At 70.7% G+C, this 17,236-nt stretch carries 16 protein-coding genes and 2 pseudogenes; 9 read left to right on the forward strand and 9 right to left on the reverse strand.

What is annotated here, in order from left to right; translation table 11 throughout:
* Window positions 1–4 precede the first annotated feature (4 nt).
* From NIE111_RS28555 to NIE111_RS28575, 5 genes are all read right to left on the reverse strand, one after another.
* The gene (locus tag NIE111_RS28555; RefSeq protein ID WP_238687374.1) at window positions 5–2,386 is read right to left on the reverse strand and encodes an ATP-binding cassette domain-containing protein; all 2,382 of its coding nucleotides are present in this window, start codon (window positions 2,384–2,386) and stop codon (window positions 5–7) included.
* A 29-nt stretch (window positions 2,387–2,415) separates the two neighbouring features.
* Window positions 2,416–2,826: a VOC family protein gene (locus NIE111_RS28560; protein WP_238687375.1), complete on the reverse strand. Its 411-nt coding sequence runs from the start codon at window positions 2,824–2,826 to the stop codon at window positions 2,416–2,418.
* Window positions 2,827–2,831: 5 nt separating this feature from the next.
* Window positions 2,832–3,281 carry a helix-turn-helix transcriptional regulator gene (locus tag NIE111_RS28565; RefSeq protein WP_238687376.1) on the reverse strand — a complete coding sequence of 150 codons (450 nt, stop codon included), beginning with the start codon at window positions 3,279–3,281 and terminating at the stop codon, window positions 2,832–2,834.
* A 71-nt stretch (window positions 3,282–3,352) separates the two neighbouring features.
* On the reverse strand, window positions 3,353–4,312 hold the full coding sequence (locus NIE111_RS28570) for a DNA polymerase domain-containing protein (RefSeq protein WP_238687377.1): 960 nt from the start codon (window positions 4,310–4,312) through the stop codon (window positions 3,353–3,355).
* A 31-nt stretch (window positions 4,313–4,343) separates the two neighbouring features.
* Entirely contained in the window at window positions 4,344–5,828 is a 1,485-nt protein-coding gene (locus tag NIE111_RS28575; protein ID WP_238687378.1) for an MFS transporter, read from the reverse strand.
* A gap of 74 nt (window positions 5,829–5,902) precedes the next feature.
* Between NIE111_RS28575 and NIE111_RS28580 the strand changes: the two genes are divergently transcribed.
* The 4 genes and pseudogenes from NIE111_RS28580 to NIE111_RS32480 all read left to right on the forward strand — a co-directional run.
* On the forward strand, window positions 5,903–6,337 hold the full coding sequence (locus tag NIE111_RS28580) for a winged helix-turn-helix transcriptional regulator (protein ID WP_238687379.1): 435 nt from the start codon (window positions 5,903–5,905) through the stop codon (window positions 6,335–6,337).
* A 102-nt stretch (window positions 6,338–6,439) separates the two neighbouring features.
* Window positions 6,440–7,027 (forward strand): TetR/AcrR family transcriptional regulator, encoded by a 588-nt coding sequence (locus tag NIE111_RS28585; protein WP_238687380.1) that lies wholly within the window; start codon window positions 6,440–6,442, stop codon window positions 7,025–7,027.
* Window positions 7,027–8,032, forward strand: a pseudogene (locus NIE111_RS32475) (MMPL family transporter); the annotation flags it as partial. The gene NIE111_RS28585 and the pseudogene NIE111_RS32475, both read left to right, overlap by 1 nt.
* A gap of 107 nt (window positions 8,033–8,139) precedes the next feature.
* Window positions 8,140–9,264 (forward strand): annotated as a pseudogene (locus tag NIE111_RS32480) (MMPL family transporter); the annotation flags it as partial.
* Window positions 9,265–9,367: 103 nt separating this feature from the next.
* Here the strand turns inward: NIE111_RS32480 and NIE111_RS28595 are convergent.
* Window positions 9,368–10,624 (reverse strand): erythromycin esterase family protein, encoded by a 1,257-nt coding sequence (locus NIE111_RS28595; protein ID WP_238687382.1) that lies wholly within the window; start codon window positions 10,622–10,624, stop codon window positions 9,368–9,370.
* Window positions 10,625–10,752: 128 nt separating this feature from the next.
* On the opposite strand from NIE111_RS28595, the gene NIE111_RS28600 reads away from it, so the two are divergent.
* Window positions 10,753–10,944 (forward strand): DUF2795 domain-containing protein, encoded by a 192-nt coding sequence (locus NIE111_RS28600; RefSeq protein WP_238687383.1) that lies wholly within the window; start codon window positions 10,753–10,755, stop codon window positions 10,942–10,944.
* Between the two features lie 187 nt (window positions 10,945–11,131).
* Here the strand turns inward: NIE111_RS28600 and NIE111_RS28605 are convergent, their stop codons facing one another.
* The gene (locus NIE111_RS28605) at window positions 11,132–12,034 is read right to left on the reverse strand and encodes a Gfo/Idh/MocA family protein (protein ID WP_238687384.1); all 903 of its coding nucleotides are present in this window, start codon (window positions 12,032–12,034) and stop codon (window positions 11,132–11,134) included.
* A gap of 324 nt (window positions 12,035–12,358) precedes the next feature.
* Here NIE111_RS28605 and NIE111_RS28610 point away from each other — a divergent pair, with 324 nt between their 5' ends.
* Complete coding sequence (locus tag NIE111_RS28610; RefSeq protein ID WP_238687385.1) at window positions 12,359–12,751, forward strand: hypothetical protein; 393 nt, start codon at window positions 12,359–12,361, stop codon at window positions 12,749–12,751.
* Window positions 12,744–13,160: a hypothetical protein gene (locus tag NIE111_RS28615; RefSeq protein WP_091405972.1), complete on the forward strand. Its 417-nt coding sequence runs from the start codon at window positions 12,744–12,746 to the stop codon at window positions 13,158–13,160. Before NIE111_RS28610 ends, NIE111_RS28615 begins: the two co-directional genes overlap by 8 nt.
* A gap of 104 nt (window positions 13,161–13,264) precedes the next feature.
* On the opposite strand, the gene fabG is transcribed toward NIE111_RS28615, so the two are convergent.
* Entirely contained in the window at window positions 13,265–14,023 is a 759-nt protein-coding gene (gene fabG / locus NIE111_RS28620) for a 3-oxoacyl-ACP reductase FabG (protein WP_238687386.1), read from the reverse strand.
* Between the two features lie 43 nt (window positions 14,024–14,066).
* Window positions 14,067–15,719, reverse strand: coding sequence for an alpha-amylase family protein (locus tag NIE111_RS28625; protein WP_238687387.1), 1,653 nt, complete (start codon window positions 15,717–15,719; stop codon window positions 14,067–14,069).
* A 110-nt stretch (window positions 15,720–15,829) separates the two neighbouring features.
* Between NIE111_RS28625 and NIE111_RS28630 the strand changes: the two genes are divergently transcribed.
* The gene (locus NIE111_RS28630; RefSeq protein WP_238687388.1) at window positions 15,830–16,444 is read left to right on the forward strand and encodes a DUF1349 domain-containing protein; all 615 of its coding nucleotides are present in this window, start codon (window positions 15,830–15,832) and stop codon (window positions 16,442–16,444) included.
* Between the two features lie 69 nt (window positions 16,445–16,513).
* Entirely contained in the window at window positions 16,514–17,185 is a 672-nt protein-coding gene (locus NIE111_RS28635) for a DedA family protein (protein ID WP_238687389.1), read from the forward strand.
* Window positions 17,186–17,236: the final 51 nt, after the last annotated feature.

Here is a 17,236-nt window from a genome sequence, read left to right on the forward strand (position 1 = left end):
GCCGTCAGCTGCCGACGTACGCCGCCAGGTGCTCGCCGGTGAGGGTGGAGCGGGCGGCGACGAGGTCCGCGGGAGTGCCCTCGAAGACGATCCGGCCACCGTCGTGGCCGGCGCCGGGACCGATATCGATGATCCAGTCGGCGTGCGCCATGACGGCCTGGTGGTGCTCGATGACGATCACCGACTTGCCGGAGTCGACCAGGCGGTCGAGCAGGCCGAGCAGTTGCTCGACGTCGGCCAGGTGCAGGCCGGTGGTCGGCTCGTCGAGGACGTAGACGCCGCCCTTCTCGGCCATGTGGGTGGCCAGCTTGAGCCGTTGCCGTTCCCCGCCGGACAGAGTGGTGAGCGGCTGCCCCAGGCTCAGGTAGCCGAGCCCGACGTCGGCGAGCCGGTCGAGGATGGCGTGCGCTGCCGGCGTACGCGCCTCGCCGGCGCCGAAGAACTTCTCGGCCTCCGTCACCGACATCGCGAGCACCTCGCTGATGTCGCGACCGCCGAAGCGGTATTCCAGCACCGATGCCTGGAACCGCTTGCCCTCGCAGTCCTCGCAGGGCGCGGCGACGCCCGCCATCATTCCCAGGTCGGTGTAGATGACACCGGCGCCGTTGCAGCTCGGGCAGGCACCCTCGGAGTTGGCGCTGAACAGCGCCGGCTTCACCCCGTTGGCCTTCGCGAACGCCTTGCGGATCGGGTCGAGCAACCCGGTGTACGTGGCCGGGTTGCTGCGCCGTGAGCCGCGGATCGCGCCCTGGTCGATCGAGACCACGCCCGCGCCGGCCGGGATCGATCCGTGCACGAGCGAACTCTTGCCGGAGCCGGCGACGCCGGTCACGACGACGAGCACCCCGAGGGGTACGTCGACGTTCACGTCCCGGAGGTTGTTGGCAGTGGCGCCCCGGATCTTCAGTTTCCCGGTGGGCGTCCGCACCGTCTCCTTGAGGGCCGCCCGGTCGTCGAGGTGGCGGCCGGTGATGGTGCCGCTGGCCCGCAGACCTTCCACTGTGCCCTCGTAACAGACGGTCCCGCCCTCGGTGCCGGCGCCGGGCCCGAGGTCGACGACGTGGTCGGCGATGGCGATGGCCTCCGGCTTGTGCTCCACGACCAGCACCGTGTTGCCCTTGTCGCGCAGTTGGAGCAGCAGCTCGTTCATCCGTTGGATGTCGTGCGGGTGCAGCCCGATCGTCGGCTCGTCGAAGACGTAGGTGACGTCGGTGAGCGAGGAGCCGAGATGGCGGATCATCTTGGTGCGCTGCGCCTCACCGCCGGAGAGGGTGCCCGACGGTCGATCGAGTGACAGGTAGCCCAGCCCGATCTCCTCGAACGAGTCGAGGAGGTGTTGCAGGCCGGCCAGCAACGGGGCCACCGACGGGTCTTCGATTCCGCGCACCCAGGCGGCCAGGTCGCTGATCTGCATCGCGCACGCGTCGGCGATGTTCTTACCCTTGATCTTCGACGACCGGGCCTCCTTGCTGAGCCGGGTGCCGGCACACTCGGGGCAGGTCGTGAAGGTCACCGCGCGCTCCACGAAGGCGCGGATGTGCGGCTGCAACGCGTCGATGTCCTTGGCGAGGAAGGACTTCTGGATCGACGGGATCAGGCCCGCGTACGTCAGGTTTATCCCGTCGATTTTGACCTTGGTGGGCTCCCGGTGGAGCAGGTCGTGCAGCTCCCGCTTGGTGAACTTGGCGATCGGCTTGTCCGGGTCGAAGTAGCCGCAGCCCCGGAAGATCCGGCCGAACCAGCCCTCCATGCTGTAACCCGGGATGGTGATCGCGCCCTCGTTGAGCGAGAGGTTGTCATCGTAGAGCGCCGACAGGTCGATGTCGGTCACCGCACCCATGCCCTCGCACCGCGGGCACATGCCGCCGAGACGGTTGAAGGTCGCCTTCTCGGTCTTCGTCTTGCCGGCGCCGCGATCGACTGTGATCGCCCCGGTCGCCTTCACCGAGGGAACATTGAAGGAGTACGCGTTGGGCGAGCCGATGTGCGGCTGCCCGAGCCGGCTGAACAGGATGCGCAGCATCGCGTTGGCGTCGGTGGCGGTGCCGACGGTGGAGCGGGAGTTGGCGCCCATCCGCTCCTGGTCCACGATGATCGCCGTGGTCAGGCCATCCAGCAGGTCGACCTCGGGCCGCGCCAACGTCGGCATGAAGCCCTGCACGAAGGCGCTGTAGGTCTCGTTGATCATCCGCTGCGACTCGGCCGCGATCGTGCCGAACACCAGAGAGCTCTTGCCGGAGCCGGAGACACCGGTGAACACCGTCAGCCGCCGCTTCGGGATCTCGACGCTGACGTCCTTGAGGTTGTTCACCCGCGCGCCCTGCACCCGGATCAGGTCGTGGCTGTCGGCGACGTGCGGCTCGGACGGCTGGATGGCCGTGCTCATCGTGTCTCCATCTGTCGGGCGCGCAGGACTCAGCGCACTTCCTGGATGCGGACCATGTTGCCCGCCGGATCGCGGAAGGCACAGTCGCGCACGCCGTACGGCTGCTCGGTCGGCTCCTGGACGACCTCGGCGTCGCTGGCCTCCAGCTTGGCGAAGGTGGCGCCGAGGTCGGTGGTGGCGAGGTTGACACCGAAGTAGCTGCCCTTGGCCATCAGCTCAAGGATCGTCTGCCGCTCGTCGTCGGTAATACCGGGGTTGGCGGCCGGCGGGTGCAGGACGATGGCGGTGCTGGGCTGGCCGACCGGCCCGACCGTGATCCACCGCATCCCCTCGTACCCGACGTCGAGGCGGACCTCGAAACCGAGGATGTCGCGGTAGAAGGCCAGCGAGGCCTCCGGGTCGGTGTGCGGAAGAAAACTCGAGTGAATGGTGATGTCCATGCTGGTCACGCTAGTTGCGGCTCGGTGACCCGCGCTTCTCGATTCCTGACCGGTCTGGTCACCTGCTTCGCCACGCACGACGGCATTCCCGCCGTCGCCTGCGCCGCCTGCCGCCGGTAGACGCTGGGCGGCACGCCCACCAGCTCCGTGAAGCGGGTGCTGAAGGTGCCCAACGACGAACAACCGACAGCGAAACAGACGTCGGTGACGCTCAGGTCGCCACGGCGCAACAGGGCCATCGCCCGCTCGATCCGTCGGGTCATGAGGTAGCTGTACGGAGATTCGCCATAGGCGAGCCGGAACTCGCGGCTGAGGTGCCCGGCCGACATGTGCGCGCCACGGGCGAGCGCCTCGACGTCCAACGGAGACGCGTATTCCCTGTCGATCCGGTCGCGGACCCGACGCAGCCGCGCCAGGTCGGCCAGTCGCTGGGCCGCGTCGGATTTGCTGCTCACCTGCGAAATCGTGCCACAACCCACCGACAATCCGCCGCACGCCGAGCGCGGGCGGGGGTCCGACCAGCCGGTCAGCCGGCCTCGCGGCGGGCGCGGGCTCGGCGCTTCCCCTCGTGCATGGCCTGCACCCTGGCCACCGGGATGGTCCGGCCCTCGGCCACCAGGTCGGCGGGGAGCGGTTGCGGGGCCGGCATCAGGGCGGCCCACGGGTCGCCGTCGGCGAGCAGCGCTGGCGCGGTCCGGATGGTGAAGTCGGCGGGGGTCACCTCGGTCAGGTCGGCCCAGTCGACCGGAAACGAGACCGGCATTCCCGGGCGCAGCCGGGGGCTGTACGCGGCGGCCACTGTCGCACCGCCCGCCCGGGTGGCGTCCACGAAGACCCGGCCACCCCGGTCCTCCTTGATGTACGCCGTGGTGGCCAACGCCGGGTCGAGCCGCTCGGCGCGGACGGCGAGGGCCCGGGTGGCGGCGGCCAACTCCTCGGCCGTTGGTTCGTCGGTCACCGGGACGAAGACGTGCACGCCCTTGGCGCCGCTGGTCTTGACGGCGCCGGCCAGGCCGGCGTCGGCGAGCGCCTGACGGACCAGCAGGGCGGCGTCGACCGCCGCGCGGAACCCGTCGCCGTCCGGCGGGTCCAGGTCGAGGATCAGGTGGGTCGGGCGGTGCAGATCCGCCACGGTGGCCAGCGTCGGGTGGTACTCCACCGCCCGCTGGTTGGCGAACCAGAGCAGGGTGCGGCGGTCGTCGCAGAGGGCGTACGAGATCTCCCGGTGCGACGCCTCCGCCCAGACCGGCGCCCGGCGGACCCAGTCCGGGGTGTACCGGGGCAGGTTCTTCTGCATGAACGGCGGCTGGCCGGGGCGGACCCTGATCACCGACAGCGGCCGGCCCCGCAGCTGCGGGAGGATCCGGTCCCGGACCGCGTCGAGGTAGTCGACCAGGTCACGCTTCGTCGCGTCGTCGCGGTCGGACAGCGGCTGGTCCAGGTTGGTCAGGGCCACGCCGTCCCGGGTCTCGTCAGCCTCGCTCACCCGACCACCCTCCCGGCCCCGCTGCCGTCGGTCAACTGGACGCGGCGCTTCGGTACGAATCGATTCCGGCACCAACCCCGGCCGGATCCGACGGATCGGTGACCGGCGACGGCCGGGCCGGGCGTCGGGGCACCGTGGTCAGCGCCACCAGCCACGCGGCGACCACCAGACCGGCGGCCACGGCGAACGCGGTCCGGTAGCCGCCGGCGAGCGCGGCGGTCTCGGCCCAGCCGGCGGCTCGCAGCCCGTCGCTGCGGGTGGCGGCCAGGGTGGCCAGCGCGGCCAGGCCGACCGCCCCGCCGACCTGTTGGGTGGTGTTTGCCAGGCCGGAGGCGAGCCCGGCGTCGGTGTCGGTCGCGCCGGCCATGGCGAGTGTGGTGACCGCCGGCAGGGTCAGGCCGCCGGCCACCCCGAAGATCACCATCGCGGGGAGCACGTCCGCTACGTAGGCGCCGTCGGCGGGCAGTCGGGCAAGCAGGAGGAAGCCGACGGTCGCCAGGCCGAGCCCGACCAGCAGAACGCTCCGGGCACCGAAGCGGGCGATCAGCCGACCGGCCAGGCCGAGCGAGACCACGGCGATCACGACCGGGGTGGGAAGGAAGGCCCAGCCGGTCGTGGCGGCGTCCAACCCCAGCACCAGTTGCAGCTCCACGGCGAGCAGGAACTGGAATCCGAAGTACGCGCAGACCATGAGGAACTGCACGGCGTTCGCCGCCACCAGGCCCGGGACGCGCAGCACCCGGGACGGCACCAGCGGGGTCGCCGCCACCCGTTGGCGCAGCGCGAACCCGCCGAGCAGCAGCGCCGCGAGGGCCACCGCGCCGAGCGTCCGAGGGCTGGTCCAGCCGTGCTCGCCCGTCCCGACGATGCCCAACACGGCGACCATCAGACCGGCGGTGGCGAGCAGCGCGCCGGGCAGGTCCAGGCCGGCGCGCAGGCCGATCCCTCGTTCGGCAGGGAGCCGGCGGAGGGCCGCGATGAGGATGGCCACCCCGATCGGCACGTTGACCAGGAAGATCGTCCGCCAACCGGCGGCCTGGGTGAGCACCCCTCCGGCGACAGTGCCGACCGACGCGCCGGCGGCGCCGGTGAAGCTGAAGACGGCGATGGCGCGGGCCCGCTCGGCCGCTTCGGGATAGAGCCGAACGATCATGCCGAGGCTGACCGCCATGGCCAGCGCGCCTCCGACGCCCTGCCCGAACCGCGCGGCCACCAGCACTGCCGGCCCGGTGGCAACCGCGCAGGCCAGCGAGGCCAGCGTGAACAACGCGACGCCGGCCAGGAAGACCCCGCGCCGGCCCAGCAGGTCACCGAGCCGGCCGGCGAGCAGCAGCAGCCCGCCGAACGCGACCAGGTAGGCGTTCACCACCCAGGCCAGGCCAGCGGCGCTGAAGCCCAGGTCGCGTTGGATGGCGGGCAGCGCCACCGCGACCACTGTGCCATCCAGGATGATCATCAGGCTGCCGGCGCAGAGCACCAGCAGCGCCGGCCAACGGGATGGGACGACACGCTCCACGAAACCCTCCTTGGTGCACGGTTTGTTACCGAGGTCATCGTCTGTGACCATGAACCGGAGCGGAAGGAGGCACTTTGATGTCCCAGAGGAACAGCGATGTGTCCGCGCTGGTCGAGGCCGAGCTGACCTGCGCAGCCGAGAACGTGCCGTTCACCCCGGGTCAGGCTCGGGCGTGCACGGTCCGCGAGGTGCTGGACCGGGTCGGCGGCAAGTGGAGCATCGGCATCCTGGTGGCCGCCTCGCACGGGCCGGTGCGCTTCACCGAGTTGGAGCGGCACATCGAGGGGATCAGCCGCCGGATGCTCACCCTGACGCTGCGCAACCTGGAACGGGACGGCCTGCTGCACCGCACGGTCTACCCGACCGTCCCGCCCAAGGTCGAATACACAGCCACCCCGATGGCGCTGGAGCTCTACGAGTCGCTCGTCGCGCTGACCAGCTGGGCCGAGCGGCACCGCCGGGCCATCGCCGAGGCGCGGACCAGGTACGACACCCAGCACGCCGGATAAAACCCGCCAGGGGTGTGGTGAACGCCACCGCTTCCATCTGACCGATCGGTCAGGGTCTGACCGATCGGTCAGGCATGCTGGTCTGCGGGAGGTGGACCGGGCATGGCCAGAGCGGTACCCGACACGCACGGCGAGATCCTCGCCGCGGCGGCACGACAGTTCACGGTGACCGGCTACCGGGGCACCTCCCTGCAGGACATCGCCCGGGAGGTCGGCTGCTCCAAGGCCACTGTGCTCTACCACTTCGCCAACAAGGAAGCCCTGCTCGCCGAGCTGATGGCCCCCGCGATCGAGGTGCTCCGCAGCCTCGACGACCAGCTCACCGGTCTGACCGGAGCTGCCGCGCAGGAGGTCGCCGCACAGGGCTTCGTCGACCTCGCGGTCCGGTTCCGGCAGGAGATCGCGGTACTGCGCGGCGAGTTCCCGGAACTGCTGTGCCAGCCGGCCTTCGCACACATCCAGGAGATCTCCGACCGGCTGCGGGATGCGTTGGCCGGGCACTCCGACCGGCCGGGCGCCCGGATCGCCGCGCTGGTGCTGCTCGCCGGCATCTCCGAGGCGTGCGGCGAGTTCGCCGACATCCCCGACGACGAACTGCGCCTCGCCCTGCTCACCCTCGCCCGACGGGCAGTCGAACCCGTCGACGCGCCACTGCCCCATCCACCCACGACCGAGGACAAGGACTCCTGATGGCCACCCTGCTCTACCGGCTCGGCCGGGGCGCGTTGCGCCGGCGACGGCTCGTCGTCGCGCTCTGGCTCGTCGTACTCGTCGCCGCCGGCCTGGCCGCGGCGACCCTGCGCGGCCCGACGGCGAGCAACTTCACAATGCCCGGCACCGAGAGCCAGCGCGCGCTCGACCTGCTGGCCGACCAGTTCCCCGCTGCCAGCGGCGCCACCGGCACCATCGCGGTCAAGGCGCCCGCCGACGGCCAACTGGCCACCCCGCAGGGTCAGGCAGTGGTGCAGGAGCTCGTCCAGCAGGCGTCGGCACTGCCCGGCGTGGTCGGCGCGGTCAACCCGCTCCAGGTCGGCGCGGTCTCACCCAACGGCCGGTACGCGCTGGTCCAGGTCCAGTTCGCCAGCGGCGGGGACGACGTCACCGACGAGCAGCGCACCGCGTACGAGCAGGTTGGCGCAGCGGCGAAGGCGCAGGGCTGGCAGGTAGCCCCCGGCGGTGAGGTGCTCGGCGGCGAGCCGGAGATCGGCTCCACCGAGGCGCTCGGCGTACTGGTCGCCGCTATCGTCCTGATCATCACGTTCGGCTCCCTGGTCGCCGCCGGCATGACGATGCTCAACGCGCTGATCGGCGTGGGCGCCGGCATGGCCGGACTGTTCGCGCTGAGCGGCGTCGTCCAGCTCACCAGCACCGCGCCGATCCTGGCGCTGATGCTCGGTCTCGCGGTCGGCATCGACTACTCACTCTTCATCACCTCCCGACACCGGCAGAACCTGCTCGACGGCCTGTCCCCGGAGGAGGCGGTCGGCCGGGCCGTGGGCACCGCCGGCTCGGCAGTGGTCTTCGCCGGCGCCACAGTGGTCATCGCCCTGGCCGGGCTCGCCGTGGTGGACATCCCGTTCCTCACCGTGATGGGTCTCGCCGCCGCCGGCACCGTCACGGTCGCCGTCCTGGTAGCCATCACCCTCCAGCCGGCGTTGCTCGGCTTCGCCGGTCGCCGGGTGCTCCCCCGCCGGCTGCGCTCCGTTCCTACCGACGGCACCGCCGCTGACGAGGACGACTCGGACGTCACCGATCGGCCGGCCGCGACGACGACCACGACCACGACCACGACCGAGGAGCGCAACCGGTTCGGTTTCCGCTGGGCGCGACTGGTCACCCGGTTCCGCGTACCGGTCATCCTGGTCGGCCTGCTCGGTCTGGGGCTGCTCGCGCTGCCCACGCCGGACATGCGGCTGGCCCTACCGGGCGCCGCGACGGCCGCCGTCGGCTCACCCGCCCGGGTGGCGAACGACCTGACCGTCGAGGGCTTCGGAGCGGGCTTCACCGGCCGGCTCGCGGTGGTGGTGGCCGGCGACACGCCACAGGCCACGTCGGCTGCCGTACCGCAGGTCACCGCCCTGCTCCAGCGCACCGAGAACGTCCTCGCGGTGGCGCCTCCCCAGCTCAGCCCGGACGGCCGGACCGCGCTGCTCGGCGTGGTGCCCAAGACCGGCCCGACCGACGAGGCCACCGAGACCCTGGTGCACGACATCCGTGGCGCGGTGAGCGGTATCCCCGACGCGGAGGTACTGCTCACCGGCGTCACCGCCATCGGCATCGACGTCTCCGAGAAGCTCTCCGACGCGCTACCGATCTACCTGCTGCTGGTGGTCGGGCTCTCGGTGCTGCTGCTGATGCTGGTGTTCCGCTCGCTGCTGGTGCCGATCAAGGCGGCGCTGGGCTTCCTGCTCACCGTCGCCGCCACGTTCGGCATCACCGTGGCCGTCTTCCAGCAGGGGCACCTCGCCGACCTGGTCGGCCTGGACACGCCCGGCCCGCTGATCAGCTTCCTGCCGATCCTGCTCATCGGCATCCTGTTCGGGCTCGCCATGGACTACGAGGTGTTCCTGGTGTCCCGCATGCGGGAGGACTTCGTGCACGGTGAGACCGCCCGACAGGCCACCATCAGCGGCATGGGGCACGGCGCACGGGTGGTCACGGCCGCCGCGCTGATCATGATCTCGGTCTTCGGGGGCTTCGTCTTCCTGGAGGACCCAGTGATCAAGTCGATGGGCTTCGCGCTCGCCATCGGTGTCGCCATCGACGCGTTCGTGGTCCGGATGACCATCGTCCCGGCGGTGATGTCGCTCCTTGGCGACCGCGCCTGGTGGCTGCCCCGCTGGCTCAACCGCGCCCTGCCCAACGTGGACATCGAAGGCGAGGGCCTGCGCACCCACCTAGAAGACCGCACCCCAACCCGCGTCTAACCCGCACCACCCTGTCGATCATGGAGTTGTGGTGCCCGTCGTGCCCCGATCAGAGGCCTTCGTCCAGCACCACAACTCCGTGATCGACGCGAGCAGGCGGCCGTCAGACGCCTGCCGGGTAGGTCTCCATCTCGCCCGGAACCGCTGGCACCGGTAGCGGGTGCAGGGCCGTGGTGTCGTCGCACCAGATGAAGGCGTCATAGCGGTCGCCGAGCCGGGTGGGCACGTAGTTGCCCCAGGACTCGAACGACGGGTCGTAGACGACCCCGATCGCCCGGTGGTCCACGGTGTCGGTGACCCAGCCCGGCTGGTCGTCACCGCCGAAGATCAGCACCGCCCGCTCCGGCATCAGTTCGTGCAACCGCCGCTCGATCGAGCCCTCCCGGGCCGGGGGCACCACCATCGCCTCGGGCGGCGAACCCCAGCGGGGTGCGGCGATCACGGTCCCCCGGTAGCTGCCGAAGCCGACCAGGGCCACCGCGTCCTCGCCGTGCCGCTCCCTGGCCAACTGACCAATGTTGACCATCCCATCGGCGGCCATGTCGGTGGCTCGCGCATCCCCGACGTGCGTGTTGTGCGCCCAGACGATGCCTCGGGCGTCGGGGCCGTACCGGTCCAACAGCCGGTCCAGGGTGTCCTGCATGTGGGTGTCGCGGATGTTCCACGAGTCCGGCCCGCCGGCCACCATCGCCCGGTAGTAGCGCTCGGCGCCGGCCACCACCTCCGCGTTCTGCCAGGCCGAGAAGCGGTCCGGGCCGTCGGAGAGGGCGTGTTCGCGGGTCCGGGCGAGCAACCGGACAACTTCCTCCTCGCACCGGGCGGAGACGAACCGGCTTGCCGCGCCGTACTCCTCGACCCTCTTGCCGTACGGTTCGAAGCACCGGTACGCGTCCTGCGCCGCCTCCAGCGACTTCGGGTCCTCCTCCCCCAGGTAGTCGAAGATCGCCTGCATCGACTCCCAGAGGCTGTAGACGTCGAGGCCGTGGAACCCGGCCCGTTGCTCCTCCGGCCGCTCCACGTTCCAGGCCCGCAACCAGCTCGCGAACCGGGCCACCTCGGCATTGGCCCACATCCAGGTCGGCCATCGCTCAAACTGATCGAGTGCGAGCTGCGGTTCGAGCGCGCCGCCCGGCGCGGCAGTCACCGAACGGTGCACCCGGTCGCAGTCGGGCCAGTCACCCTCCACGGCGACGAAGGAGAAACCGCACTCCGCGATCAACCGGCGGGTGAGCTGCTCGCGCAACCGGTAGTAGTCGTAGCTGCCGTGGGTGGACTCACCGATCATCACCACCCTGGCGTTACGAACGCGCTCCAGCAACGGGTCGAAATCGCTCGGCGCGCCGAGCCGCTGAACCAGCATGCCAGCGGCTACCCGGCCGCCGCTGCGGCAAACCGTGCGCGCGTCGCGGGCCGACACGCCGGCCGCCGGGCCGTCGTGGGCCCCAACCAAGCCGGTGTACGACCACCGCGAGCGGGTAGCCGGCCGACATGACCGTCACCGGGTTTCAGTTGCAGGAGTACCTGGCCGGGCTCGACTACCCGGTCTCCCGCGAGGACCTGATCCGCTGGGGTCAGGAGAACGGGGCCAGCACGGCGATGTTGCAGATGCTCCAGGCCCTACCACCCGAGCAGTTCAACTCCCCCGACGAACTGAACGCCGCCCTCTCCACCGCCACCTAAACCGACCCAGCCCCGCCCCGCATCCGCCTCAACCCGGGTGCCCGGCCCGGCCCGACTCGGCCCCGGTGATCAAGAGGTTTGCGTCATGCCCTGTGGCGTGTCGTGACGCAAACCTCTTGATCAACCTGAGCTGGTGGGTGGGTGGGTGGGGTGCGACGGGACCCGGGGGGCCGGGGGGTTAGGGGGGTTAGGGGATTGGGATGGTGCGGGATTCGGCGCGGGCGGTTTCGGCGGCGGCGAGGATGGCGACGACCTCGCGGCCGAAGCGGACGTCGCAGCGGTGGTCCCGGGTGCCGGCCCGCACCTGCTCGACCAACTGGTCGATGGCGACGCCGAACGCGGTAGCCGCGTCGTTCTCGCCGAACGGGACGTTCTCGATGCCGTTCTCGCCATAGAACACGAACTCCCGGGCCATCGACTCGGTCGGGGCATCCAGGGAGAGCGAGGCGCTGCTCGTGGCACCGCCCTCGTGGGTGAGCAGCAGATGCACCATCCCGCTCGGTCCGTCCATCGCCGCCACCTGCGTCACCCGACCCAGCACCGGCAGGAGGATCGAGAGCGCGTGCGGGGCGATGTCCCAGAGCGCGCCGTGCTCGCGACGCCACAACGAGCCGCCGTACGGGCTGCCGTCCTGGAAGATCGAGGCGAACGCGGTGGTCCGGCCGTGCTGCCAGCCTCCGGCGGCGGCGGTGGCGGCGAGGAACGCTGTCACGTTCGGCTGGAACCGCTGGGTGAAGAAGACGACCGAGGCGACCCCGGACTCCTCGGCGGCGGCCACGACCCGGTCGGCGTCGGCCACGCTGAGCGCCAGCGGCTTGTCCAGCAGCAGGTGGCGGCCGGCGCGGGCGGCCCGGACCGCGATGTCGGCCTGGATGTCCGGCGGCAGGGCGACGGCGATCGCCTCGCACTGCTCGATCAGCGCGTCGACGTCGGCGTAGGCGGGCACGCCGTACCGCTCGGCCAGCGCGGAGGCACGCTCCGGGTTGCGGCCCCACACTCCGACCAGTTCCGCGTCGGGATGTGCGTGCAACGCCTTCCCGTGCGTCTCGATCGCCCAGTGACCGGTGCCGAACAAGCCGAACCGCAGCACGTGTACCTCCGCTGTTTCCCCGCACCGCGACAACGCCACGGACGTGATCCACGCTAGTCGCCCGGGCGGCCATGACGGCGGCGGGTTCGACCAATCGAAGCAGCTCACCTTCACTTCCAGACTCGGAACGACGGACCGGACCCGCTCCTTGCCATCTCCGTCCACTGGCCGCAAGCAGACGACTGACGCCCATCCGAGGAGCGTGGGCACCGGGGCCGCGGACCCCTCGACGGGTGCGCGTCACACCCGGAGAGGCAGGGCACTCCTTTACTACGACGGTTAGTAGGCTGTGCCGGTGACCGAGGCAACGACCGGGTGGTGCCGGTGACCAGCGTGGGCGCCGATTCGCCGGTGGACGGGATCGTCGCGACAGTGCCGATCGTGCTGTCGCTGCTCGTGGCGGTGTGGGCGCTGGTGGCGGCGGTACGCCACCGGCCACCGGACCGGTTGCAGTTCGTCGGTCTGGCCGTCGTCGAGGTGGCGTTGTTGGTGTTGAGCGTGCTGGCGCTCGTCGCCGTGGGCGGCGGGGATCGACCCGGCGAGCCCGGTGCCTTCTTCGGCTACCTCGTCACGCTGGTGTGCCTGCCACCCCTGGCCTGGGTGCTGGCCCGGATGGAACCGACCCGCTGGGGCTCGGCGATCGTGTGCGCGGTCTGCCTCGTGGCCCCGGTGGTGGTGGTCCGGTTGCAGCAGACCTGGGAGGTGCTCGGTGGTTGAGACAGGATCGGCCCGGCAGCGTACGAACTCCGGCCCGGGTCGGCTGTTGATCGCGGTCTACCTGCTCTTCGCCATCGCGGCGACGAGTCGGGCGGGCTTGCAACTCGCCACGAAGTTCGACGAGGCGCCGGTGGCGTACCTGCTCTCCGGTGTCGCCGCGCTCATCTACATCGTGGCGGCTGTGGGGTTGGCCCGCGCCGGTCACACCGGCCGTCGGGTGGCGCTGGCGTGCTGCTCGGTGGAGCTGGTCGGGGTGGTCGCGGTCGGCATCCTGAGCCTGGTCGACAAGGACCTCTTCCCGGACGAGACGGTCTGGTCGCAGTTCGGCAGCGGGTACGGCTACATCCCGTTGGTGCTGCCGGTGCTCGGCCTGATCTGGCTCTGGCGCACCCGCCGCGCACCCGCCTGACCCGCCGCGCACCCGCCTGACCCGCCGCGCACCCGCACGAGGGCGCAGACCCGGCGACGAGGGCGCCGGCTCACCTGCCGGAGCGCCCTCGTCGGGAGTACGGGTCAGTCCCGTGGGCCGCCCGCGACGTAGATGACCTGACCGGAGACGAAGCCCGCGCCCTCGCTCGCCAGGAACGAGATGGTGTGCGCGACGTCCTCCGGCCGACCCGGGCGACGAACCGGGATCTCGGCGGCGGCGTGCTTCTGGAAGTCGTCGAAGTCGACCTTCATGCGGGCAGCGGTGGCCGCCGTCATGTCGGTGACGATGAAGCCGGGCGCGACAGCGTTCACTGTCACCCCGAACGGACCCAGCTCGATGGCGAGCGTCTTGGTGAAGCCCTGGAGACCGGCCTTGGCCGCGGCGTAGTTCGCCTGGCCCCGGTTGCCCAGCGCGGAGGTGCTGGAGAGGTTGACGATCCGCCCCCACTTCTGGTCCACCATGTGCTTCTGGGCGGCCTGGCTGACCAGGAACGCGCCGCGCAGGTGCACCCCCATCACCGTGTCCCAGTCGGCGTTGGTCATCTTGAACAGCAGGTTGTCGCGGAGCACACCGGCGTTGTTGACCAGCACGGTGGGCGCGCCCAGTTCGGCGGCGACGCGGCTCACCGCCGCCTCGACCTGGTCCCGGTCGGACACGTCGGCGCCCACTCCGAGTGCCCGGCCACCGGCACCGGCGATGGCGTCCACCGTCTCCTTGGTGGCCGCCTCCTCGATGTCGACCACGGCGACTGCCATTCCGTCGGCGGCCAGCCGTCGGGCGGTGGCCGCGCCGATGCCGCGTGCGGCTCCGGTGACGATGGCGACGCGGGACTCCTCCGACATGATTACCTCCCGGTAACTTGGGGTCGATCGGAGGAGCTTAACCTCAACAGGCCGACCCTCGGCATAGGCGAATCCACCGGTATCCGTAGCCGGAGACCTTCACCGCGCCGAGCTTGCCCAACTCTCCGTAGCCACGGTCGGCGAGCACGTCGATCGGCAGGTCGGCCTCCGGTTCGAGGCTGCTGAGGTCCACCTCGACGTCGTCGGTGCCCAGGTTGTGCACGAAGACCATCGTCCCGGTCGGCCCGTCCGCCCGGTGCGTCAGCACGCCGGGCGGCACCGGCACGTCGATGTGGCTGGTCGAGCCGGAGCCGATCTCCGGCGCCTCCCGCAGCGTACGGATCATGCGCTCGAACCAGGCGAGCAGCGACTTCGGGTCGCCCCGCTGGGCGGTGACGTTCACCGTCTGGTAGCCGAACTCACCCTTGTCGATGACCGGGCGGACCAGCTTCTCCGGGTCCGCCGTGGAGAAGCCGGCGTTCGGCTGGTACGACCACTGCATCGGGGTACGGATCGCGTCCCGACCGCGCAGCGACAGGTCCTCACCCATCCCGATCTCCTCGCCGTAGCGCAGAACCGGCGTACCGCGCATCGAGAACTGCAGGGCGTACGCCAGCTCGATGCGCCGCCGGTCGTTGCCGAGCATCGGGGCGAGCCGGCGACGGATGCCCCGGTCGTAGATGCGCATGTTCTCGTCCGGGCCGAACTCCGCGTACACCTGGTTGCGCTGTTCGGTCGTCAGCCGGGACAGGTCGATCTCGTCGTGGTTGCGCAGGAAGGTGGCCCACTGCCCACCGACCGGCAGCTTCGGGGTGTCGTGCAACGCGTCGATCAACTGCTCCGGGTCCTGGCGGGCCAGGGAGAGCATGAGTCGCCCGTTGAGCATGAAGTCGAAGAGCATGTGGATCCGGTTGCCGGAACCGCTGGCATCGCCGAAGAACGTCGGTAGCTGGTCCGGCTCGACGTTCGCCTCGGCCAGCAGGACGGCGTCGCCGCGGCGCCACTGGACGTGCTGGCGCATTTCGGTGAGGAACTCGAAGTCCTTCGGGGAGTTCGGGTTGCCCGGTTCGGTCAGCTCGATGATGAACGGCACCGCGTCCATCCGGAAACCGGAGACGCCGAGCTGGAGCCAGAACGACATGATCTTCTTGATCTCGTCCCGGACCTGCGGATTGGCGAAGTTGAGGTCCGGCTGGAACTTGTAGAAGCGGTGGTAGAACCACGCCTTGGCGGTCCGGTCGTAGCTCCAGGTCTCGTCCTGCTCGCCGGGGAAGACCATGCCCTGGTGCCGGTCGTCCGGCTCGGTGTCGGACCAGACGTACCAGTCCCGGTACGGCGAGTCCGGCGAGGAGCGGGCGGACTGGAACCACGGGTGCTCGTCGGAGGTGTGGTTGACCACCAGGTCGATGATCACGCGGATGCCCCGGTTCTGCGCCTGGTGCAGCAGCTCGGCGAAGTCGCCCAGGGTGCCGAAGCGCGGGTCCACGTTGTAGAAGTCGGTGGCGTCGTAGCCGTCGTCACGGTTGGGCGACGGGTGGATGGGGTGCAGCCACAGGCAGGTCACCCCGAGCCGGGCCAGGTAGTCCAGCCTCCCGATCAGCCCACGGATGTCACCGACCCCGTCGCCGTCGGAGTCGGCGTACGTGTCGATGTCGAGGCAGTAGACGACGGCTTCGGAATACCAACGGTCACCCATGTCGGAGGAACATCTCCGTTCGGTCACCACGGCAAACCCGTCCGGCGGGCGCGGGGCGGGCGGCGCACGGCGGGCGGCGGGCGGCACACGGCGTTGGCTACCGTGCCGTCATGGAGAACGACCTCGTACCGCCGAGCGAACTGTTGGACTGGTCCCGGGGCAGCTGGCTGCACCCGCCGGTACGCGTCGAGGAGGGCCCGGCCGGCGAGTTGGTCGTCGAACCGGCGGCGGAGAGCGACTTCTGGCGACGGACCAGCTACGGCTTCGTGCACGACAACGGCCCGGCCCTGCTGGCGCCGCTGCCGGTGGGCGCCGCCATGGAGGTGAGCTTCCGGCTCGACTTCTCGGCGCAGTTCGACCAGGCCGGGGCGTTCGTCCGCGTCGACGAACGGACCTGGACCAAGGCCGGTGTCGAGGTGAGCGACGGCGAGGCGCAGCTCGGCGCCGTGGTGACCCGGGAGTTCTCCGACTGGTCGGTGGGGCCGGTGCCGGAGTGGGCGGACCGGGAGGTGACCGTCCGGGTCAGCCGGGCCGGCGACGCGCTGACCATCCGCGCCCGGGTCGACGACGAGCCGTGGCGACTGGTCCGGCTTGCCCCGCTGGACCCGATGGCCGAGGCCGTCGCCGGCCCGTTCTGCTGCGCGCCGTCCCGCGCCGGCCTGACAGTGGTGTTCACTGGTTGGCGGCAGGGGCCGGCGGACACCGCGCTGCACCCGGAGCACTGAGCGCAGGTGTGGTTCGCGCCCCGCTGGGTATGACCATCCGATCCCCGACAGCCGACCGGAAGGACGACCATGGCGTACGCCCAGGCTGGCGACCCGTCCGAGTTCACCGGGTTGACCGGCTGGGTGGCCTCGGTGATCGAGGCGATGGGCCCGGTCGGAGTGGCGCTGCTGGTGGCGCTGGAGAGCATCGTTCCGCCGATCCCCAGTGAGATCGTGCTGGCTCTCGCCGGTTTCCTGGCGCACGAGGGCGAGTTCAACGTCTTCCTCGTGGTGCTGGCCGCGACGGTCGGCTCGCTGGTCGGCGCGTTGGTGCTCTACTGGCTGGGCGCGGCGCTGGGCGAGGAACGGCTCAAGCGCTGGCTGGACCACATCCCGTTGGTGGACAGCGACGACCTGGAGAAGGCCGACAAGTGGTTCGAGCGGCACGGTCGGTGGGCGGTGCTGATCGGCCGGGTGGTGCCGGTGGTCCGCAGCCTGGTCTCCGTGCCGGCCGGGGCCAACCGGATGCCGCTGGGTGAGTTCATCCTGCTCACCACCATCGGCAGTGGGGTGTGGAACGGTCTCATCGTGGGAGCCGGTTACGCGCTCGGGCGCCGTTGGCAGGACGTCGAGCGCTACAGCGACTGGTTCAACTACGCGATCGTCGCGGTCTTCGTCGTGATGGTGGCCAGTTGGGCGATCCGTAAGGTTCGCAAGCGTCGGGACCGCGGCGACCGGCCGTCGGTGACCGCCGGTCGCTGATCCGCGTTCCCGCTCACCGCCGGCGTCCGGTCCGGACGCCGGCGAGCGCGG

Origin of the sequence: Micromonospora hortensis (assembly GCF_022230935.1) — a bacterium.
Classification (GTDB): domain Bacteria; phylum Actinomycetota; class Actinomycetes; order Mycobacteriales; family Micromonosporaceae; genus Micromonospora; species Micromonospora hortensis.

Coding starts and splice junctions, on each gene's coding strand:
- NIE111_RS28555 (WP_238687374.1), bottom strand. CDS start 2,386: ATGAGCACGGCCATCCAGCCGTCCGAGCCGCACGTCGCCGACAGCCAC.
- NIE111_RS28560 (WP_238687375.1), bottom strand. CDS start 2,826: ATGGACATCACCATTCACTCGAGTTTTCTTCCGCACACCGACCCGGAG.
- NIE111_RS28585 (WP_238687380.1), top strand. CDS start 6,440: ATGGCCAGAGCGGTACCCGACACGCACGGCGAGATCCTCGCCGCGGCG.
- NIE111_RS28595 (WP_238687382.1), bottom strand. CDS start 10,624: ATGCTGGTTCAGCGGCTCGGCGCGCCGAGCGATTTCGACCCGTTGCTG.
- NIE111_RS28600 (WP_238687383.1), top strand. CDS start 10,753: ATGACCGTCACCGGGTTTCAGTTGCAGGAGTACCTGGCCGGGCTCGAC.
- fabG (WP_238687386.1), bottom strand. CDS start 14,023: ATGTCGGAGGAGTCCCGCGTCGCCATCGTCACCGGAGCCGCACGCGGC.
- NIE111_RS28625 (WP_238687387.1), bottom strand. CDS start 15,719: ATGGGTGACCGTTGGTATTCCGAAGCCGTCGTCTACTGCCTCGACATC.
- NIE111_RS28630 (WP_238687388.1), top strand. CDS start 15,830: ATGGAGAACGACCTCGTACCGCCGAGCGAACTGTTGGACTGGTCCCGG.
- NIE111_RS28635 (WP_238687389.1), top strand. CDS start 16,514: ATGGCGTACGCCCAGGCTGGCGACCCGTCCGAGTTCACCGGGTTGACC.